At 71.2% G+C, this 19849-nt stretch carries 17 protein-coding genes and 1 pseudogene; 5 read left to right on the forward strand and 13 right to left on the reverse strand.

All coding sequences use genetic code 11. The features are described 5' to 3' along the window. Positions 1-13: 13 nt before the first annotated feature. The 12 genes and pseudogenes from GQF42_RS32240 to GQF42_RS32290 form a co-directional block, all read right to left on the reverse strand. Complete coding sequence (locus GQF42_RS32240; RefSeq protein ID WP_233273520.1) at positions 14-739, reverse strand: helix-turn-helix transcriptional regulator; 726 nt, start codon at positions 737-739, stop codon at positions 14-16. 164 nt (positions 740-903) lie between these two features. Beyond that, on the reverse strand, positions 904-1065 hold the full coding sequence (locus tag GQF42_RS32245) for a hypothetical protein (protein ID WP_158925766.1): 162 nt from the start codon (positions 1063-1065) through the stop codon (positions 904-906). Positions 1066-1674: 609 nt separating this feature from the next. Further along, entirely contained in the window at positions 1675-2712 is a 1038-nt protein-coding gene (locus GQF42_RS32250) for a methyltransferase (protein WP_158925768.1), read from the reverse strand. Between the two features lie 76 nt (positions 2713-2788). Then, a complete protein-coding gene (locus GQF42_RS32255; RefSeq protein WP_158925770.1) occupies positions 2789-4291 on the reverse strand; it encodes an MFS transporter in 1503 nt (500 codons plus the stop codon). Further along, positions 4288-5532: a cyclic dehypoxanthinyl futalosine synthase gene (gene mqnC, locus GQF42_RS45075; RefSeq protein WP_199272873.1), complete on the reverse strand. Its 1245-nt coding sequence runs from the start codon at positions 5530-5532 to the stop codon at positions 4288-4290. The genes GQF42_RS32255 and mqnC overlap by 4 nt, the downstream gene beginning before the upstream one ends. Before the next feature lie 180 nt (positions 5533-5712). After that, positions 5713-6486 (reverse strand): annotated as a pseudogene (locus GQF42_RS45080) (menaquinone biosynthetic enzyme MqnA/MqnD family protein); the annotation flags it as partial. A 70-nt stretch (positions 6487-6556) separates the two neighbouring features. After that, positions 6557-6850: a ferredoxin gene (locus GQF42_RS32265; RefSeq protein ID WP_158925774.1), complete on the reverse strand. Its 294-nt coding sequence runs from the start codon at positions 6848-6850 to the stop codon at positions 6557-6559. A gap of 35 nt (positions 6851-6885) precedes the next feature. After that, positions 6886-8049, reverse strand: a complete 1164-nt coding sequence (gene mqnE / locus GQF42_RS32270; RefSeq protein WP_158925776.1) for an aminofutalosine synthase MqnE — start codon at positions 8047-8049, stop codon at positions 6886-6888. Between the two features lie 377 nt (positions 8050-8426). After that, on the reverse strand, positions 8427-9455 hold the full coding sequence (gene meaB / locus GQF42_RS32275; protein ID WP_158925778.1) for a methylmalonyl Co-A mutase-associated GTPase MeaB: 1029 nt from the start codon (positions 9453-9455) through the stop codon (positions 8427-8429). A gap of 7 nt (positions 9456-9462) precedes the next feature. Beyond that, positions 9463-11622, reverse strand: coding sequence for a methylmalonyl-CoA mutase (gene scpA / locus GQF42_RS32280; protein ID WP_158925780.1), 2160 nt, complete (start codon positions 11620-11622; stop codon positions 9463-9465). After that, a complete protein-coding gene (locus GQF42_RS32285; protein WP_158925782.1) occupies positions 11622-13427 on the reverse strand; it encodes a methylmalonyl-CoA mutase family protein in 1806 nt (601 codons plus the stop codon). The genes scpA and GQF42_RS32285 overlap by 1 nt, the downstream gene beginning before the upstream one ends. A 338-nt stretch (positions 13428-13765) precedes the next feature. Beyond that, complete coding sequence (locus GQF42_RS32290) at positions 13766-14260, reverse strand: MarR family winged helix-turn-helix transcriptional regulator (RefSeq protein ID WP_158925784.1); 495 nt, start codon at positions 14258-14260, stop codon at positions 13766-13768. Positions 14261-14375: 115 nt separating this feature from the next. Between GQF42_RS32290 and GQF42_RS32295 the strand changes: the two genes are divergently transcribed. Further along, a complete protein-coding gene (locus GQF42_RS32295; RefSeq protein ID WP_158925786.1) occupies positions 14376-14891 on the forward strand; it encodes a YceI family protein in 516 nt (171 codons plus the stop codon). 38 nt (positions 14892-14929) lie between these two features. On the opposite strand, the gene GQF42_RS32300 is transcribed toward GQF42_RS32295, so the two are convergent. Beyond that, positions 14930-16741 (reverse strand): hypothetical protein, encoded by a 1812-nt coding sequence (locus GQF42_RS32300; protein WP_233273521.1) that lies wholly within the window; start codon positions 16739-16741, stop codon positions 14930-14932. 179 nt (positions 16742-16920) lie between these two features. On the opposite strand from GQF42_RS32300, the gene GQF42_RS32305 reads away from it, so the two are divergent. The 4 genes from GQF42_RS32305 to GQF42_RS32320 all read left to right on the forward strand — a co-directional run bounded on the left by GQF42_RS32305 (position 16921) and on the right by GQF42_RS32320 (position 19686). Then, on the forward strand, positions 16921-17310 hold the full coding sequence (locus tag GQF42_RS32305) for a cell division protein SepF (RefSeq protein ID WP_158925790.1): 390 nt from the start codon (positions 16921-16923) through the stop codon (positions 17308-17310). Between the two features lie 111 nt (positions 17311-17421). After that, positions 17422-18684, forward strand: a complete 1263-nt coding sequence (locus GQF42_RS32310) for an AAA family ATPase (RefSeq protein WP_158925792.1) — start codon at positions 17422-17424, stop codon at positions 18682-18684. Further along, positions 18681-19049, forward strand: a complete 369-nt coding sequence (locus tag GQF42_RS32315; protein ID WP_158925807.1) for a nucleotide pyrophosphohydrolase — start codon at positions 18681-18683, stop codon at positions 19047-19049. The genes GQF42_RS32310 and GQF42_RS32315 overlap by 4 nt, the downstream gene beginning before the upstream one ends. A gap of 166 nt (positions 19050-19215) precedes the next feature. Beyond that, on the forward strand, positions 19216-19686 hold the full coding sequence (locus GQF42_RS32320) for a DUF6099 family protein (protein WP_199272874.1): 471 nt from the start codon (positions 19216-19218) through the stop codon (positions 19684-19686). Positions 19687-19849: the final 163 nt, after the last annotated feature.

A 19849-nucleotide genomic window follows, 5' to 3' on the forward strand; every position in this document is an offset into this window, starting at 1 on the left:
GCAGGGGCAGGACCTACTCCACGGTGGCCCGTCCTCGGGCGGGCGCGGCCGGCTTCGTGAGGCCCGTGGGTACGGGCGCCGGGGCCGCCTCCAGGAAGCCCGGCGGGACCCGAGGAGGCCAGGTGCCGGCGGCCAGCATGCCGTAGGCGTGCGCGCGGGCGACGAGTGCCGCGCGGTTCGGCGCGCGCAGCTGACGCAGCAGGCGCCCCACGTGGTAGTCGATGGCCTGGCGGCTCAGATGGAGGCGGGAGGCGAGCTGGATGTTGGACGCGCCGGCCGCTATGCCCTCGAGGATGCGGGCGTGCAGCGTGGACAGCAGTGCTCGCGCCGGGGGCTGCGAGAGCGGCGACGGGTCCGGCTCCCCGACCGGGCGCACCGCGACGAGGTACGTCACGGGGGCCGGGGCACCGTCGGGGTGCTCGGCGGCGGTACCGGTGAGGTCCGCGAAGAAGGGGAGACCGGCGTACCCGAGTCCGATGACGCGTTCGGTGAAGTGGTCCTGGTCGCCGTCGGCCAGACGGGAGAACTGCCGGTCGAGGACCCGGGCCGCGCTGGGGTGCAGCAGATCGTAGAGATGACGGCCCCACAGCCGCTCCGCGCCGCTGTGGAAACTGCGGGTGAACAACGCGTCGGCGGCCAACACCGTGAGCGTGGTGCTGAGATGGGCCAGGCCAACCCGCGGGGGCGGCTCGGCCGTGTCGTGGTGGGAGCCGGTGGCGGTGCGCAGGAGGGGTGCCAAGAGTGCCTCCTCGTGAGAATGCTGGACCCGATGTCCGTTTGTCCGGTGAAGACCGCCACCGATCGCAAGCGATGCGTCTTATTCTGGCCGACCGACCGGATCCATGTCCGATCTCTGACACCTTCTGGCCATGGACATCAACTACCTGGCTGGATTTAACTGGTTCAGGCGGTCTGGTCGAGCACGTGGGCGCGTACCAGAGCACGGAGCATGCCGGCGCCGGTGGCCGAGGCCGTCACGTGGATCGCCGCGGCGACGCCCAGGTTCTCCGGCATCACGGAGTCGGCGGCGCGACCCGCGACGGCCGTGTACGCGGTGATCGGCAAGCTTCGCAGATTCCGGAGCGGCGCGCGGCGGGGCCGAATTCCGCTTGCCGCGTCACAGCGCGCCGGTGACCTGCTGGTACGTCAGACTCGTCAGTCCCCGTTCCGCGAGACCGGTTGTGAACACAACCGCCCACAAGAACGCGGCCATGGCAGTCCGCCGGAAGAGGATCTCCCTTTCGTCCGCGCGGATTCCAGTCCCTGTGGCCGGTTCCCTGGGTGCAATTGGCATGGTCGTCATTCTCGCCGTGGGCCCCGTCGCCCGGCGTCGGACCGCGGGACGATCCTCGGCTCCACCGATCGGCCGAGGCCATCCGTGCGCCCGGGCCGTCAGGCCGTGCTCCACCGTGTCAGCCGCGGCGGGCGCCCCGTCCCCGGCCGTACATACCGTCCAGGACACCTGGCGCTCCTGCTCGCGCAGCACCCGTCCGACGAAGGTGTGAACAGAGGCCAACTCGCCGGTATCGGCCCGGAAATACCGGGGGACGGTGACCACGCAGTGTGCCGCTCGGCTGTCCGGCCGTGTACACGAGAGCGGGACCGCACCGGCGGTCCCGCTCTCGAACGTGCTGTCCTCTGGTGGCCGTGAGCCGAATGGAACGCCGTGGCCCCTCAGAGCTTGCGGCCGCAGACGACGACGGTGTCCGGCCCCAGCATCAGCCGGTCCGTCGGCTCCAGGCCCACCTCGCGGAACCACCCCTCGTACTCGCTGCAGGTGTACACCATGCCCTCGCCGGAGGCGATGGTGTGGAAGTAGGCCGACAGGTACGCGGCCCGCAGCGGACCGGTCTCCTCGTCGTTCTGGAAGGGGGTCACGACGAACACGCCGCCACCCGTGGGCAGCGCCCGGGCGGCCTTGGCGAGCAGCGCGCGGACCCGGTCCGCCGACCAGATCTCCAGGAAGTGGGCGAACAGCACCGCGTCGTGACCGGCGGGGAACTCGTCCTGGAAGGCGTCGAGTTCGACCGTGTGCACCCGGCTCTCGAGCCCCGTCTCGGCGACCTTCTTGCGCGCGCTCTCCGCAACACTGGGCAGGTCGCCGATGGTGACCGACAGATCCGGCCATCTGCCGGCCAGGTTGGTGGCGTTGATCGCCGCGCCGCCGCCCACGTCGAGCAGGCTGCGGTACGCCGACAGGTCAAGCTTCTGCGTGATGTCCCCGGCCACCAGTGTGCTGACCGAACTCATCATGGTGTGGAACAGGTCCTCCAGGTCCGGGTTCTCCGCCAGGCGCCCGTACAGGGTGGGGGCGGTCCCGGGCATCTCCCGCAGCAGCCCCACGTTCGTGTCCTGCTTGAGCGCCTCGCCGAACCAGCCGATGGCCCGGTAGATGCCCTGCCGCTCCCAGGGCAGGTACGAGGCGGGCGCCTGGTCGGGCGCACCGCTGAGCGGCTCGCTCAGCGGCGTGTTGTGGTAGCCGTCGCCCTCCTTGCGCAGCAGGCCGGTCGCGGTGCAGCCGAGCAGCAGGATGCGCGTGGGCTGGTGGTTGAGACCTGTGTGCTGCGCTATCTCCTGCGCCGTCAGTCCGGGACTTCTGCCCAGCAGTGCGAAGATCCCCAGTTCGAACCCGGTGCTGAGGAACTGGAAGTGGTAGTGGGCCTTGATGAAGGGCCGCAGCGCCAGGTGCGCGTTGTCGTCCACGTGCGTCATCGGTGAACCTCCGAGAAGAGCGGTGAGTGGTGGCGCAGGGGCCGGCGGGTGGGGCGGGACGGCTCGTCGGGCCGGGTCAGGGTGCCGGTCGCCGGACCGGACCGGTGGCCCCGGAGCCCGGTGCCTGCCGTACGGCGGCGTCCTGCTCCTCCTCGACCGGGCCGGCCGGCCGCGGCCGCTCGCGCGCCGAGGTGAGCACCGCGAGCACCAGCACGGCGGCGCCGCAGCCCGCCATCACGCCCCAACTGATGTGACTGGCCCGGGGAAAGCCCGAGGCGAACGTTCCCCGCACCCGGGCGGTCGAGAGCGAGCCCAGGACGGCGACGCCGAGGGTGGCGCCGATCTGCCGGCAGGTGGAGGTGAGCGCGGAGGCCACCCCGGCCTGGGCCCGCGGCATCCCCGAGACGGCCGTATAGGTGATGGCGGGGTCCAGCATGCCGAAGCCCGCCCCGAACAGCACGTACGCCGGCATCAGGTACCAGACGGAGGTGTCCGCCGCGAGGTCCAGGAGCAGCAGCCCGCACCCCGCGGTGCCCGCGCCGGCGATGATCAGTGCCGTACGCGGTCCGCGGGCCGCGATGATCCGGCCCGCCAGCGGCCCGCACACGAGGGTCATGGCGGCCATCGGCAGGGTGAGCAGCCCGGCGTGCAGCGGCGAGTAGCCGCGTACGTCCTGCAGGAAGAGGGAGTTGAGGAACAGGAAGCCGGCCAGTGCCGCGAAGCCGCACACCGCCGACGCGATCGCGCCGCTGAACCGGACGTCGGCGAAGAACCGCAGATCGAGCACCGGTTCATGGCGGCGCCTCTCGTAGCCGACCAGCGCCGCGCAGGCCGCCGCACTCGCCGCGAAGCAGCCGACGATCGGCGCCGAGCCCCATCCTCTGGCCGGTCCCTCGATGATGCCGAAGGTCAGGGCGACCAGCACGACGATGACCAGGACCTGCCCGACCGGATCGAATCTGCGCGGATGCTCCGCACGCGACTCCGGTACGAAGAACACGGTCAGCAGCAGCGCGGCCAGTCCGACCGGAACGTTGATCCAGAAGATCGACCGCCACCCCACCGTCTCGACCAGGGTCCCGCCGACGACCGGCCCGAGGGCCAGACTGATCCCCGCCACACCGCCCCAGATCCCGATCGCCCGCGCCCGCTGGCGCGGATCGAGAAAGGTGTTGGTGATGATGGACATCGCGACCGGGTTGAGCATGGCCCCGCCCATGGCCTGGAGCACCCGGAAGACGATCAGCAGGCCGGTGTCCGGCGCCAGCCCGCACAGCAGCGAGGCCAGGCTGAACAGCAGCAGACCGCTCTGGAAGGTGCGCCGCCTGCCGAACCGGTCGGCCACCGATCCGGACAGCAGCAACAGACCGGCGAGCACCACGGTGTAGGCGTCCACGGTCCACTGCAGGCCCGACGCCGAAGCGTGCAGGTCCCGTTGGAGGGAGGGCAGCGCCAGGTTCACGATCGTGGTGTCGAGACCCACGATGAACAGGCTCGTGCAACAGATGGCGAGAATCGGCCACTTGCGGCGCAACTCGGACGGTTCCGGAGGCTTGGTGGTGGCGGGGGTGGAACTCATGATGTGGCGTGCGGCGCCGCGGCCGGCGATGGCTGTGCCTGGACGATCCGCAGTTCCGGGTGGGCGGTGCCGCCCTCGATGGCCGTGGAGGAGATGTGGGAGACGACGCGGTCGTCGACGGGGTCGTTCGCCGGGTCGTCGTGCACGACGAGGTGCTCGTACGTCGTGGCGCGCTGCGCCGGGACGCGGCCCGCCTTGCGGATCAGGTCGATGATCTCCAGACGGTTGGAACGGTGCCTGGCACCGGCCGAGGAGACCACGTTCTCCTCCAGCATGATCGAGCCCAGGTCGTCCGCGCCGTAGTGCAGCGACAGCTGGCCGACCTCCTTGCCCGTGGTCAGCCACGAGCCCTGGATGTGCCGGACGTTGTCCAGGAACAGCCGGGCGATCGCGATCATCCGCAGGTACTCGAACAGCGTCGCCTGCGTACGGCCCTTGAGGTGGTTGTTCTCGGGCTGGTACGTGTACGGGATGAACGCCCGGAAACCGCCCGTGCGGTCCTGCACGTCCCGGATCATCCGCAGGTGCTCGATCCGCTCCGCGTTCGTCTCGCCGGTGCCCATCAGCATCGTGGAGGTCGACTCCACGCCCAGCCGGTGCGCGGCCTCCATGATCTCCAGCCAGCGCTCACCGGACTCCTTCAGCGGCGCGATCGCCTTGCGGGGCCGCTCGGGGAGCAGCTCCGCGCCGGCGCCCGCGAAGGAATCGAGACCGGCCTCGTGGATCCGGGTGATGGCCTCCTCGACCGACACCCCGCTGATCCGGGCCATGTGCTCGACCTCGGACGCGCCCAGCGAGTGGATCACCAGCTGCGGGAAGGCGTCCTTGATGGCCTTGAAGTGCTTCTCGTAGTACTCCACGCCGTAGTCCGGGTGGTGGCCGCCCTGGAACATGATCTGGGTACCGCCCAGCTCGACCGTCTCCGCGCACCGGCGCAGGATGTCGTCCAGATCGCGGGTCCAGCCCTTCGCGGTGTCCTTGGGCGCCGCGTAGAAGGCACAGAACTTGCACGCCGTGACACACACGTTCGTGTAGTTGATGTTCCGCTCGATGATGTACGTCGCGATGTGCTCGCTGCCCGCGTACAGACGACGGCGCACCGCGTCCGCCGCCGCGCCCAGCGCATGCAACGGCGCGTCCCGGTAGAGGACGAGGGCTTCCTCGGGCGTGATCCGCCCACCGGCGGCGGCACGGTCGAGGACCGCAGTGGGATCGATGAGTTCCGTGGTGGACCGTGACATGGCCGGCGCCCTTTCTCGTGCCTCGGCGATGATGGTGGGGTTCAGGCGGGGCTCACTGTGCTTCGGTGCCGTCGAGCAGCCGCAGCCGTACGTCACGGGGGAATCCGGCCGCCTCGCCCCGGCCCGACGGGCGAACTCGGTGATGCCGGCCAGTTGGCGCGGGCCGAGCCGGAAGTCCAGCGCGGTGGTGAAGTAGCGGGCGAGCAGTCCGGGGTCGTACGGCACCCAGGACGAGGCCTGCCGGCACACCGTCTCCGTGTTCTCCAGCGCCGTGTCCCGGGCCGCGAGGAGTGCTCGGTGGACCATGTGGACCATGCCGGGCTCCCGCGCGAGGAAGTCCCGTCGGGCGGCGAACACGGCGAAGACGAACGGCAGTCCCGTCCACTCCCGCCACATCTGCCCGAGGTCGTGCACCTCGACGCCGTCGGTGCGGGCGTCGGACAGTGTGGCCTGCAGGGCGGGGTCGCCGATGAGTACCCCCGCCCGGGCCCGGGACAGCATCGTCGCCGGATCCGGGGGACACACGAAGTAGTCCGGCTTGACGCCCCGTTCGGACAGCAGCAGCTCCGCCAGCAGCACGGAGGTTCTGCTGGTGGAACACAGCGCCACGGGCGCGCCGTCCAACTGTTCCAGCGGCACGGCGCTGAGGATGAGACAGGACATCACCGGTCCGTCGCAGCCGAGCGCGATGTCCGGCAGCAGGACCAGCTCCTCGGCGTGCCGCAGGTACTCGGCCAGGCTGATCCACCCCATGTCCAGCTCGCCGGCCACCAGGGCGTTGCCGAGCCGGTCCGGGGTGTCGGAGACCAGCTCCATGTCGAGCAGGCCGCCGGTCCTGCCCAGACCCCAGTACAGGGGAAGGCTGTTCAGGAAGCCGATGTGGCCGACCCTCGGGCGCCGGGGAAGCCCGGGCGCGGACGGCAACGGATGCACGGTCGCGGGGAACGCCGCCATGACGGGTGACTCCTTGGCGCGATAGGGGCGGGCAGGGGGCAGCGGCGGGTGAGCAGGGGGCGGCTGCGGGTCAGTCGGCGTCGGGTCCGTACACCTCGACGCCGTCCGAGCGGCGCCGTACGTGAATGCAGTCGCCGGGGCACTCCTTGGCGGAGTCCACCACGTCACGCAGCAGCGGCAGCGGGACGGGGACGGCGCTCCCGGGTGTCAGGCACAACTCGTCCTCCTCGTCCTTGACATAGGCCAGACCGTCCACGTCCAGCTCGAAGACCTCCGGCGCGTACTGCACGCAGATGCCGTCTCCGGTGCACAGTTCCTGGTCGATCCAGACTTCGAGGTCGTCCTCGTCCGTCAGGGCAGTCATGGCGGTCCTTCCGGTCCCGGCGGTCGGTGGCTGGTTCACACGCGCATGGGCTGCGGGGAGTCGCGGCGGGCCGGGTCGGGGCCGTCGTACTCGCGGATGATCTCGTAGCGCGTGTTGCGCTCCACCGGACGGAAACCGGCGTCCCGGATCAGGTCCAGCAGGTCCTCGCGGGTCAGCTTGTTCGGGGTGCCGTAGTTGTCCGCGTCATGCGTGATCTTGTACTCGACGACCGAGCCGTCCATGTCGTCCGCACCGTGCTGCAGCGCCAGCTGCGCGGTCTGCACACCGTGCATCACCCAGAACACCTTGACGTGCGGGACGTTGTCGAAGAGGAGACGGGAGACCGCGAACGTCCTGAGCGCCTCCGCACCCGTCGCCATCTGCGTACGCGCCTGAAGACGGTTACGGACCTTGCCGTCCTTCATGTCCACGAAGTCGTGCTGGTAACGCAGCGGGATGAAGACCTGGAAGCCGTTCGTCTCGTCCTGCAGCTCCCGCAGCCGCAGCACGTGGTCCACCCGGTGCCTCGGCTCCTCGATGTGCCCGTAGAGCATCGTGCACGGGGTCCTGAGACCCTTCTCGTGCGCCAGGCGGTGGATCCGCGACCAGTCCTCCCAGTGCGTGGCATGGTCCACGATGTGCTGCCGGACCTCCCAGTCGAAGATCTCCGCACCACCGCCGGTCAGCGACTCCAGACCCGCGTCGATCAGCTCGTCCAGGATCTCCGACGCCGACAGCCCCGAGATCGACTCGAAGTGGTGGATCTCCGTGGCCGTGAACGCCTTGAGCGACACCTGCGGCAACGCGGCCTTCAGCTCCCGCAGCGAACGCGGGTAGTAACGCCACGGCAGGTTCGGATGCAGACCGTTGACGATGTGCAGCTCGGTCAGGCTCTCCGACTCCATCGCCCGGGCGAGCTTGACGGCCTCCTCGATCCGCATCGTGTACGCGTCCTTCTCACCCGGCTTGCGCTGGAACGAGCAGTACGCACACGAGGCCGTGCACACGTTCGTCATGTTCAGATGCCGGTTGACGTTGAAGTGGACGACGTCACCGTTCTTCCGCGTCCGCACCTCGTGCGCCAGACCACCCAGCCACGCCAGATCGTCCGACTCGTACAGCGCGATGCCGTCCTCACGGGTCAGCCGCTCACCGCAGCGGACCTTCTCCTCCAGCTCGCGCTTGAGCCCTGTGTCCATACCCAGCGATCCCCCTTCGCTCGATGGCCGGCCAGGGCCAAGAACCGGCCAGCCGTGGTGCGCCCATCCTCGCAGGGGGCGAATTAGGTGATCACCCATACTTGAAAGCACTTTCCTGAGAAAGTGCCTTGCGTACGGCGGGGTTACGGCCCTTTCCGCCCGCTTCGCCGGGGGAGCCGGGAGGGCCGCAGACCGCGGCGAGAACCGGCCGAATCCCGAGCGGCCGGGGCACGGGCGACGAGACTTCGTGGTGCCCGCGCGGACGGCGGTGGCTCCGCCGGCACCGGGCGCCGGCGAAGCCACGGACGCCCGGCTCGGCCGTCCGCCCAAGGAGCCGTACGAGAAGCCGGGTCGCGGATCGCGTCAGGCTGTCGCGTTCACGTTGTCGCGTCAGGTGTCGTGTGCCGGGCCGCGTGTGGGGCCGTGTGTCCCTCGAAGGCCGCCAGAATGCGTTCGGCGGCCAGTGTCGCCGTCAACTCGCCGTTCCTGACCTGCTGTTCGAGACCAGGTGCGGCCTCTCGTACCGCCGGGGCGGCATGCAGGCGGCCCAGCAGTTCGTCGCGGACCATGGACCAGGTCCACTCGACCTGCTGCTCGCGGCGCTTGGTGGTGAGACGGCCCGTGGAGTCCAGCAGTGTCCGGTGCTGCTCCAGGCGTTCCCACACGGTGTCCAGGCCGCTCGACTCTCGGGCGCTGCAGTGCAGAACCGGCGGAGTCCAGAAGGCGTCCTTGCCGTGCATCAGGCGCAGAGCACCGGCGAGTTCACGGGCCGCCGCCCGCGCGTCGCGTTCGTGCGGGCCGTCCGCCTTGTTGACGGCGATGACGTCGGCCAGCTCCAGGACGCCCTTCTTGATGCCCTGCAACTGGTCGCCGGTGCGGGCCAGGGTCAGCAGGAGGAAGGTGTCGACCATGCCCGCGACCGCCGTCTCCGACTGGCCCACGCCGACGGTCTCCACGAGGATCACGTCGTAGCCCGCAGCCTCCATCACCACCATCGACTCCCGGGTGGCCTTGGCGACCCCGCCCAGGGTGCCCGCGCTGGGGGAGGGCCGGACGAAGGCGTTCGGGTCGACCGCGAGGCGCTCCATCCGCGTCTTGTCGCCGAGGATGGAGCCGCCGGTGCGGGTGGAGGAGGGGTCCACGGCCAGGACCGCGACCCGGTGGCCCAGCGAGGTCAGCAGGGTGCCGAACGCGTCGATGAACGTCGACTTGCCGACACCCGGCACCCCGCTCACACCGATCCGCCGCGCCCGGCCGCTGTGCGGGAGCAGCTCGGTGAGCAGCTCCTGCGCCAGCGACCGGTGCTGGGGGCGGGTGGACTCGACGAGCGTGATGGCGCGGGCCACCAGGGCCCGCCTGCCGTCGAGCACACCCTTCACGTAGGTGTCGAGGTCGATCGCAGCCATCGCGGCTCTACAGCTCGTGGCCGAGGTCGGCCGACAGCCGCTGCACCAGGTCGTACGCCGCGTCCGGGATCACCGTCCCCGGCCCGAACACGGCCACGGCGCCCATGTCCATCAGCGTCGGCACATCCTGCGGCGGGATCACCCCGCCGACCACGATCATGATGTCCTCGCGGCCCTCCTCGGCGAGCTGCTCGCGCAGCGCCGGGACGAGCGTGAGGTGACCGGCGGCCAGTGAGGACACCCCGACCACGTGCACGTCCGCCTCGACCGCCTGCCGGGCGACCTCCTGCGGCGTCTGGAACAGCGGGCCGACGTCGACGTCGAAGCCGAGGTCGGCGAAGCCGGTGGCGATCACCTTCTGGCCGCGGTCGTGGCCGTCCTGGCCCATCTTGGCGACCAGGATGCGCGGGCGGCGTCCCTCGGCCTCCTCGAACCTGTCCACCAGGGCACGCGTGCGGTCCACCGACGGCGACTCCCCTGCCTCGTTGCGGTACACACCGGAGATCGTACGGATCTGGCTCGCGTGCCGGCCGTACACCTTCTCCAGGGCGTCGGAGATCTCGCCCACGGTCGCCTTGGCGCGGGCCGCGCGCACCGCCAGCTCCAGCAGGTTCTCCTTGCCGTCGGCCGCCCGGGTGAGTGCGTCGAGCGCGTCCCGGCAGGCCTGTTCGTCGCGCTCCGCCCGCAGCCGCCGCAGCTTCTCGATCTGCTGGGCGCGTACGGAGGAGTTGTCGACCTTGAGGACCTCGATCTGCTCGTCGCTGTCCACCCGGTACTTGTTGACGCCGATCACCGGCTGGCGCCCGGAGTCGATCCGGGCCTGGGTGCGGGCGGCCGCCTCCTCCACGCGCAGCTTGGGGATTCCGGCGTCGATGGCCTGCGCCATACCGCCCGCCTGCTCGACCTCCTGGATGTGCTGCCAGGCCTTGCGCGCGAGGTCGTACGTCAGCTTCTCCACGTACGCGCTGCCGCCCCAGGGGTCGATGACCCGCGTCGTGCCCGACTCCTGCTGGATGAGCAGCTGGGTGTTGCGGGCGATGCGCGCCGAGAAGTCGGTCGGCAGCGCGAGCGCCTCGTCGAGCGCGTTGGTGTGCAGCGACTGGGTGTGGCCCTGGGTCGCGGCCATCGCCTCCACGGCCGTACGCGTGACGTTGTTGAACACGTCCTGCGCGGTCAGCGACCAGCCCGAGGTCTGCGAATGGGTGCGCAGGGACAGGGACTTGGTGTTCTTGGGCTCGAACTGCGCGACCAGCTTGGCCCAGAGCAGCCGGGCCGCGCGCAGCTTGGCGATCTCCATGAAGAAGTTCATGCCGATCGCCCAGAAGAACGACAGGCGCGGCGCGAACGCGTCCACGTCCAGGCCCGCCTCCCGGCCCGCCCGGATGTACTCGACGCCGTCCGCGAGCGTGTACGCCAGCTCCAGGTCGGCCGTCGCGCCCGCCTCCTGGATGTGGTAGCCCGAGATGGAGATCGAGTTGTAGCGCGGCATCCGCTGCGAGGTGTACGCGAAGATGTCGGAGATGATCCGCATCGACGGCTTGGGCGGATAGATGTAGGTGTTGCGGACCATGAACTCCTTGAGGATGTCGTTCTGGATGGTCCCGGCCAGCTTCTCGGGCGGTACGCCCTGTTCCTCCGCCGCCACGATGTACAGCGCCAGCACCGGCAGCACGGCGCCGTTCATCGTCATCGACACGGTCATCCGGTCGAGCGGGATCCCGTCGAACAGCTGGCGCATGTCGTAGATCGAGTCGATGGCCACGCCCGCCATGCCGACGTCACCGGTGACGCGCGGGTGGTCGCTGTCGTACCCGCGGTGCGTGGGCAGGTCGAAGGCGACCGACAGGCCCTTCTGGCCGGCCGCCAGGTTGCGCCGGTAGAACGCGTTGGACTCCTCGGCGGTGGAGAAGCCCGCGTACTGCCGGATGGTCCAGGGCTGGTTGACGTACATCGTCGGGTACGGGCCGCGCAGATACGGCGCCATGCCCGGGTAGGTGCCCAGGAAGTCCAGGCCCTCCAGGTCGCGGCCGGTGTACAGCGGCTTGACCCCGATGCCCTCGGGGGTCTCCCACAGCGGCCGGTCGCCGCCGGCCGCCAGCCACTGCTCGGTGCTGCCTTCGGCGACGGGTGTCCCCAGCTCGATGCCGGAGAAGTCGGGGATTCCCATCAGGACACTCCCATGCGGTCGAGGGTCGTGGACAGGACGTCTACGGCGTCGCAGCCCGCGAAGACGTACGCGTCGATGCCGCGGTAGTCCCCCCGGCCTGCCAGGAACACCTGCCGGGCACCGGCTGCGCGCAACAACTCGGCCTGCTGTTCGGCCTGTTCGGTGTACTGCGCGTCGCTGGAGCACAGCACGGCCTCGGTGGCGCCGCTGTCCTCGAAGCTGCCCTCGGTGACCGGCTCGATGCCGCCCGCCTGGAAGAGGTTGGCGGCGAAGGTGGCGCGCGCGGTGTACTCGGCCGCCGAGCCGAGCGTGGCGAGGAAGACCCGGGGGCGGGCGCCGGTCGCCGCGAGGTGGGCGTCGGAACGGGCGCGCAGTTCCTCGTACGCCTCGTCGCGGCGTACCCGCGGCAGCCCGCCGGACGGCGGCGCGGGCGCGGGCTCGCGCTCCACCGGCTTCTCCGACAGCAGCGGGAACTCGCTGACGCCGGTGATGGGTTCGCGCCGCTTGGCGAGCTTCTTGCTCCGCTCGGCCCAGGTCGCCGCCAGGTCGGTGCGCAGCCGGCCGGAGCGCAGAGCGGCCGCCTGGCCGCCGTCGCGCTCGATGGACCGGAAGAACTCCCAGGCGGCCAGGGCCAGTTCGTCGGTGAGCCGCTCCACGTACCAGGAGCCGCCCGCCGGGTCGATCACCCGGGCCAGGTGGGACTCCTCGATCAGGATCGTGGAGGTGTTGCGCGCGATACGCCGGGCGAACGCGTCCGGCAGGCCGAGCGCGTGGTCGAACGGCAGCACGGTCACGGAGTCGGCGCCGCCCACCCCGGCGGCCAGCGTGGCGACGGTCGTGCGCAGCATGTTCACCCACGGGTCGCGGCGGCTCATCATCACGGGTGAGGTCACCGCGTGCTGCACCTGCGCGCCCGCACCGGACGCCCCGGACACCTCGGCCACCCGCGCCCACAGCCGGCGCGCGGCGCGCAGCTTGGCGATGGTCAGGAACTGGTCGGCGGTGGCCGCGTAACGGAACTCCAGCTGCCCGGCCGCCTGTTCCACGGTCAGCCCGGCCTCGGTCAGCTCGCGCAGGTAGGCGACGCCGGTGGCGAGGGAGGCGCCCAGCTCCTGCGCGGCCGAGCCGCCCGCCTCGTGGTACGGCAGCGCGTCGACGGTGAGGGCGCGCAGGCCCGGGTAGGTCGCGGCGCAGCGCGCGGCCAGCGCGGCGTACGGCGCGACGTCCAGGGCGGTGCCGGTACGGGCCTCGTACCCGAGCGGGTCACCGCCCAGGTTGCCGCGTACGGCCTCGGCGGCCACGCCCTTGCCGGCGTACAGCCGCAGCAGCGCCTCGGCGGCGGCCTCGGTGTCACGGCCCGCGTCGAGGACGACCGGCGCCAGGTCGAGGTAGACCCCGTCGAGGGCGCGGGGCAGCTCGGCGACCGGTAGGCCGCCCTCGCCCAGCACCAGCCACAGGGAGGTGCCGCCGTTCTCCAGGTCGGCCAGGACGGCGTGCTCCGCGAGGGCGGTGTGCCGCTGCCGTACGTCCCAGCCACCGGCGACGTTGCCCTCGGGGCGGCCACCGCGCACATACGGGGCGAAGCCGGGCAGACCGGCGTCGGGCGCGGCTTCGCGCGCGGTGTAGAGGGGCCGGGTGCGCAGCCCGTCCTCCAGTGTCGTGGACAGGGCGTCCTCAGCTGCCGCGCCCGAGACTTCCTTGCCCGACTTGCGCAGCACACCCTCGACCAGGCGTTGCCACTGCTCGTGCGTCGCGTCAGGGAACTCGGCGGCCAGTGAGAGCCCGTCGTCAGGCAGGACCGTCATGCTCGGATGCTAGGGCAGGGCGCTCATGTGGCAGTAAGGCGAGGGCTGTGACGTTGCCCTCCTTCTGGCTGTGACCTGACTCTCCCGTTGTTTCCGGGGTGGTTCGCGGTGTCGGATTCCGGGTGCGACGGGCAGAGCGAAGCGCGGGGCCGGGGGATCGCCGCGACGCCTCCACCGTCGGGGTGCGGGACCCGCCAGGCTGCTCTGATCCACGATCAGAGCGCGTGCGCCGTACGGCGAAACCGTCAGCTCCTGCCGGGCCTGCGCCGCCGGATCCGGGTCGCCGTCGGTGCGCGGCGCTGCCTCGCGCGGCCGGTGAGGCGAGGCGTGGCGAGGCGTCAGGAGTCGTCGAGGTCCGGGACGAGTGCGCACAGGGCCGCGCGCTGTTCCGCCCCCATGGAGTCGGCGAGGGCCTTGCGGACGGTGCCCGCGAGCAGGACGGAGGTCTCGCGCAACTGCTCGCGGGCCCTGTCGGTGAGGACGACCTCGACGCCCCGCTTGTCGCCGCACACGGACCGGCGGCTGACCAGACCGGCGCGCTGGAGGCAGGCGATCTGGTAGGTGAGACGGGTCTTGGGGCGGCCCAGGAGGTCGGCGACCTGGGTCATGCGCAGTCCGCTGCGCGGTCGTTCGGCCAGCAGGCACAGGATCAGGAACTCGTCGTGGGAGACGTCGAGGGTCTCCTTCACGACCGACCGCAGCCGCTGTTCCACCGCCCCGGTCGCGGCCAGCAGGAGCATCCACGCACGCAGCTCGTCCGGGAGCAGCCGGTCACCGCTCTCGGCCATGGGGCATTCGGGCAGGTCGGCGGGGGACGCGTCGGCGGCGGACATATGTGAAGTCTACCCATTGTGCAAATTTGGACGACTTGGTTGTCCAAAATTGGATGAGCGGCTAGCGTGAGGGCATCGGTAATCCAAATTTGAATCACCAATCGGGAGCACGATCATGACCGTCACCGTGGAAACAGGTACCTGGCAGCTCGACCCCAGCGCGTCCGCCGTGTCCCTGCGGCACAAGACCATGTGGGGCCTGGTCACCGTCAAGGGCGCGTTCACCGCGGTCAGCGGTGGGGGCGAGGTGCGGCCCGACGGCTCGGCCACCGGCACCGTCACCCTGGAGGCCGCCTCCCTGGACACCAAGCACGCCAAGCGGGACACACACCTGCGCTCGGCGGACTTCTTCGACGCCGACCAGCACCCGGAGATCACCTTCGCCGTTCGCGGGGCCGACCGCCTCGACACGGACGGTGTACGGGTCACCGGGCAGCTGACGGTGCGGGGCGTCAGCCGGCCGCAGACCTTCACCGCGCGGCTGGCCTCGGTGGACGCGGACGGGCTCACCCTGGAGACCGAGTTCACCGTGGACCGCGCCCAGTTCGGCATGGGCTGGAACCAGCTGGGCATGATGCGCGGCCTGACCACGGTGACGGCCAGGCTGCGCTTCACGCGTACGGCGGCCTGAGAAGCCGCCCGTGGGCTCGGCGCCCTTTCGGGTTCGGCTCAGCCCTTCAGGCTCAGCTTCGCCCGCTGCACATCCCAGGTGGAGAGCGTCTGCGGGGTCGCCGTGAAGGCACGCAGCCGGAAGTGGGTGCTCTTCTTCGTGGGCAGGGGGTACTGGCCCCCGGGCGCCCGCAGGACGACGGTCGCCGTGCTGTGCGCGGGGATCGTGGCCGGGCCGTGCGCGAGCGACCAGTACTTGCTCATGCCCTGACCCGTCGTGAGCATGTAGTGCGGGGTGAGCGCGTCGGCGCCGGTGTTGGTGACCTTCACCGTCAGCGTGGACAACGAGCCCGCCGAGGCGTGCCGGGCCGCCTTGACGTCCATCCTGAGCGGCGGCTTGCCCGTCGCCGCCAGGGTCGCGCTCACCAGCGCGGGCAGTACGAGGAGCACCACGGCTCCGGCCAGCACCGGCTTGCGGCGCCGGGCCGTGAGCCACCGGGGCCGCGGCTGCCAGGCGCCCGAGAACTCCGACAGGGGCACGGTGATCGCCGCCGCGAGCCACAGCGGCGTCATCATCAGGTAGTAGCCGTCCTGCGAGCGGGTCGCCAGGTAGAAGGCGCACCAGGGCAGCACGGTCGCGGCCGGGCCGAGCCGCCGGACGAACAGGACGAACAGCGCCAGCAGAGCCGCGGCGAGCAGCATGCTCGCGTGGCCGTACCAGTCGAGCCGGTCGCTGCCGTGGGTGAAGTACAGGGAGATGCCCACCAGGCCCTGGCCGTGCAGCACCGCGCCCTGGGTGAGCGGCAGCGCGATGCCCCGGAGCCAGGGGCCGGGCTCGGTCACGATGAAGTACGCGTTGATCAGCAGCCAGGTGAGGACCGCGATCCCAGCGATCCGCAGCACCACGCGCGCCGCCTCGCGCCCGCTCAGCTCGCCGCGCCGCATGGCGTAGACCCCGGCCAGCAGGAACGGCGTGAGGAACCACGGCAACTGCTGAGCCGCGCACGCGGCGCCCAGGCACGCGGCCCGCGCGATCCCGGACCTGCCGAGCCGCCCTCCGGCCCCCAGCCGCGGCCAGCCCACCACCACCGGCACCAGCAGGGCCAGGCCGGCGATCGCCGGGTAGCCCTGGCGGGCGTACATCGGCAGGAAACCGAAGCCCAGGCACGTCATCGTGGCCGCCGAGCGCCACGGCGTCGGCAGCAGCCGCCACAGCGTCACCGCGCACACGATCAGGACGAGCGTCGCGGCCAGGGTCGCCGGGGTGCCGTTGTGACCGAGCCACAGGAAGGGCAGGGTAAGAAGCGGCGCCAACGGCGGGTAGCCGTAAGTGAAGTCGTAGCCGCCGGTTGTGGTCGCCGTCAGGGCGACGCCCGGGAGGTGGAACAGCCAGGGCCACGGGTGGTCGTAGACCTGGTGGCCGCCCATGATCTCCCGCGCGGCCTGCGTGGTCAGCACCGCCTCGTCGCCACCCGCGTGGTTCAGCGCCCAGGTGCACAGGGCGAGCGCGATCGCGGTCACCAGCACCACCAGGTCCAGGCGGGCCAGCGAGCGCGCCCGGCGTACCGTCAGCGCGAGCACGCCGGTCACCAGGATCGAGGCGTAACAGACCGAGATCACGGCCGCGAGGGCCGGGCGGTGTGTGGCCGCCTGCGTCCAGACCGATCGGGTGCCGATGAACAGGCTGACGTCGGCGAGCAGGGTCAACACGCGATGCCACTGCGCGGGTGCCTCGGGGGCGGCCTGTACGCGTGGTCCCGGAACGGCGGACACCGCCGACTGCGTCCGCCGGCCGGGTGTCACCTGCGATGTTTCTGCCAAGTGCACGGCACCGGACGCTACTGACGGGAAATGACCAGGACGTGGCGGCATGTGAAGAGTCCGGTGTGAGCGAGGTAAGAAGCGGGCGTAATCGTATATGTGACTCAGGTCACGCGCGGGCGGGGTCGCCTGAACGGTCGCACACCGTGTCGTTGTTGGGCCGAACGGGTGACTTGGCGTAAGAATTGGCCGGTGCAGGCATTGAGTGCAAGTCAGGTCGGGGGGAGCCGGTGAGCCGTTACGACGTCACCGATGAACAGTGGGAGGGGCTCGCCCAGGTCGTGCCGCTGCGGGGTCGGGACGCCTGGCCGTCCGCGGTGGGCCACCGCGCGCTGCCGGACGCCGAGACGGAGACCCGGCGCCGGTTCGTGGTCCTGCGCGTCAACGTCTTCGCGGACGCCCGGGAGGTCGCCGAGACGCTGATGGCCGGTGCGCCGGTCCTGCTCGACCTGTCCGGCGCGGAGACCGAGGTCGCCAAGCGCGTCCTCGACTTCAGCACGGGCGTCGTCTTCGGCCTGGGCAGCGGAATGCACCGCGTCGACCGCAATGTGTTCCTCCTCACCCCGCCGGGTACCGAGGTCAGCGGACTGATGGAGGGTGCGGGGGTCTCGGAGGGCTGAGCGCTCCCCGAGCAGGCCTCGCGGCCGGTGCACTTCCGGGCGTCCCCCGATCGTGGGAAGGTCCGCAGGGCAAAACGGTTCGTCGGTGCGCTGTGGCTCTACCGTCCGGACATGGCCGTGCCTTCCGTGTCCGCCGGGCCTCCGGCGGCTGCCGCGTCCGGCGGGACCGTCCCCGCGCAGTCCCACGAGGCCCGCGAGGCCGGCGACGCGTGCGCCGTCCCCGTGCCGTCCCAGCAATCCAGTGCTCCCGGGGGCTTCCTCGATGTGCGGGCCCGGATCACCGAGTTGCGGCTGTCGGCGTTCGCCGGGCACCGGAGGGCCGGGTTCCCGCTCGGGCCGGTCACCCTGTTCGCCGGGCCCAGCGGAGCCGGCAAGACGACCGCACTCATGGCGTACGAGGCGCTGGCCCGACTCGGCGGCGGAGCCCCGCTCGCCGAGGCCTTTTCCGACCCGCTCGCCGGTGTGCCGCAGCGGGCGCGCCCCGACGCCGGAGGACGGCGGGGCTTTCGGATCGGCTGTACGGCGGACGGCGCCGAGGGACCGGTCCGGCTCGACATCGCCGTACAGGCCGAACCCGGTCTCAGGATCGTGGGGGAGCGGCTGACCGCGGGCGGGGTCGTCCTGCTGCAGACCGCGCTGCGCGACCCGGGGCGCCGGACCGTGCAGGCCGCCTGGCACACCGCGGGCTCCGCCCCGGTGACCCGCGCCCCGCTGCCCGACGACCGTCTCGGCACCGCCCTGCTGCCGCTGCGCGTGGCAGGCAAGACGGACGGGCAGCGCCGTGTGCTCGCCGCCGCGGAGCAGATGGTGGTCGCCCTGCGCTCCGTCTTCCCCTGCGACCCCCGCCCCGAGTGCATGCGCACGCCCGTCCCCACGGGCTCCGGCCGGCTGCTGCCCGGCTGCGACAACCTCGCCGACGTGCTGTGGCGCACCCGGGCCGAGTGCAGCCGTCGGCACGGTCTGCTGGTCGAGGCGTTGCGCGCGGGCTGCGCCGGGCCGGTGGCCGATCTGGTCGCCGAACCGCTGTCCGACGGCACGGTGTGCGCGCTGCTCGACCGCGGCGACGGCTTCCGCACCGGGCTGAACCGGCTCGGCGACGGCGAACTGCGCTACCTGGCACTGACGTTGGTACTGCTGACCGGACCCGGTGTGCTGGAGGTGGACGTCCCGGGCGAGGTGCCCGACGCGCTGCGCGCCCTCACCGTCCTCGCCGACGGCTTCGACCGCTCGCTCGACCCGTCCCAGCGCCTGGCGCTGCTGCGGACGGCGGCCCGGATGGGCGAGCGCGGGCACATCCGGTGCCTGGGCGTGGTGAGCGACGCCTCGTGGGCCACCGGGGTCGAGGGGGTCACGGTGGTACACCTGGACGCGTGACGGAACCACTCGACCTCGCCCGACTCCAGCGCAGGCTCGCCGAGTTCGCTGCTGCGCGGAACTGGCAGCCGTACCACACGCCCAAGAACCTCGTCGCCGCCCTCTCGGTGGAGGCCTCCGAACTGGTCGAGATCTTCCAGTGGCTGACCCCGGAGGAGTCGACCCGGGTGATGGACGATCCCGGCACCGCACCCCGCGTCGAGGACGAGGTCGCCGACGTACTCGCCTATCTCCTGCAGTTCTGCGAGGCCCTGGGTATCGACCCCCTGGCCGCTCTGGACGCCAAGATCGACCGGAACGAACGTCGCTTTCCGGTCGCGGGGCCGGATGACGGCGACGAACGGGACCAACTGCCGGGCTCCTGACGCCTGATATCACACTCCGTAGTCAAATTGCCTGTCGAATCCGAATTGTTGTCCACAAATTTCCGCCCACCTCTGGCTTTTCGTCTCAGGCGCCCTCACTCTGGGTAATGAACAAGGGAGTTCACACCGACGTGCGAGAAGGCATGTGGAGGGACGGGGGCGACGTATGGATGCGATACGGCTCATCCTGACGAGCCGGCGGGCGCTGGCGAACGGGGCCGACGCAGGCGAAATCATGGCGGAGGTCTGGCAGGCGCAGGCCCTCGCCCAGGCCATCGGCAGCCGGCTCGCGGTCTCCGGCCCGCCGGAGCTGCGCGGCGAGGCGCTCGGCCTGACCGAGCTGGCGGGCCGGGGCTGCGGAGTCCTGGACCCGCCCGAACTCGACCCGGGCGATCTGCGCGCCGCTCAGCTCACCGAGCTGGACGACGCCCGCGAGACCCTCCTCTGCCTCGGGGGGCTGCTCGGTGAGGTCGGCATCGCCCTGGTCGGCCTGGCCAGCTCCGCGGCCGACGAGACGACGTACTGGCAGTGCATGGAGGCCATCGACGCGGCCGACGAGTCGCGCGACCGCGTCCTGGAGATGCTGCGCAAGCTGGCAGCGCGTGAGGAGGTGTTACCGGAGCGGGAGTTCGGCTGACGGCGACCGAACTCGGCAGCCGCCACCGACATTCGGCATTGACAGTCGCCCTCGGCGCTCGCCCTTGGCAGTCTTCTTGGGCACTTGACCTCGACGCTCGGCTCCGGCCCTCGCCTTCGGCGCTCGGCTCCGGCTCTCGCCTTCGGCGCTCGGCTTTGGTGCT

The organism is Streptomyces broussonetiae, assembly GCF_009796285.1.
GTDB classification, from domain to species: Bacteria; Actinomycetota; Actinomycetes; order Streptomycetales; family Streptomycetaceae; genus Streptomyces; species Streptomyces broussonetiae.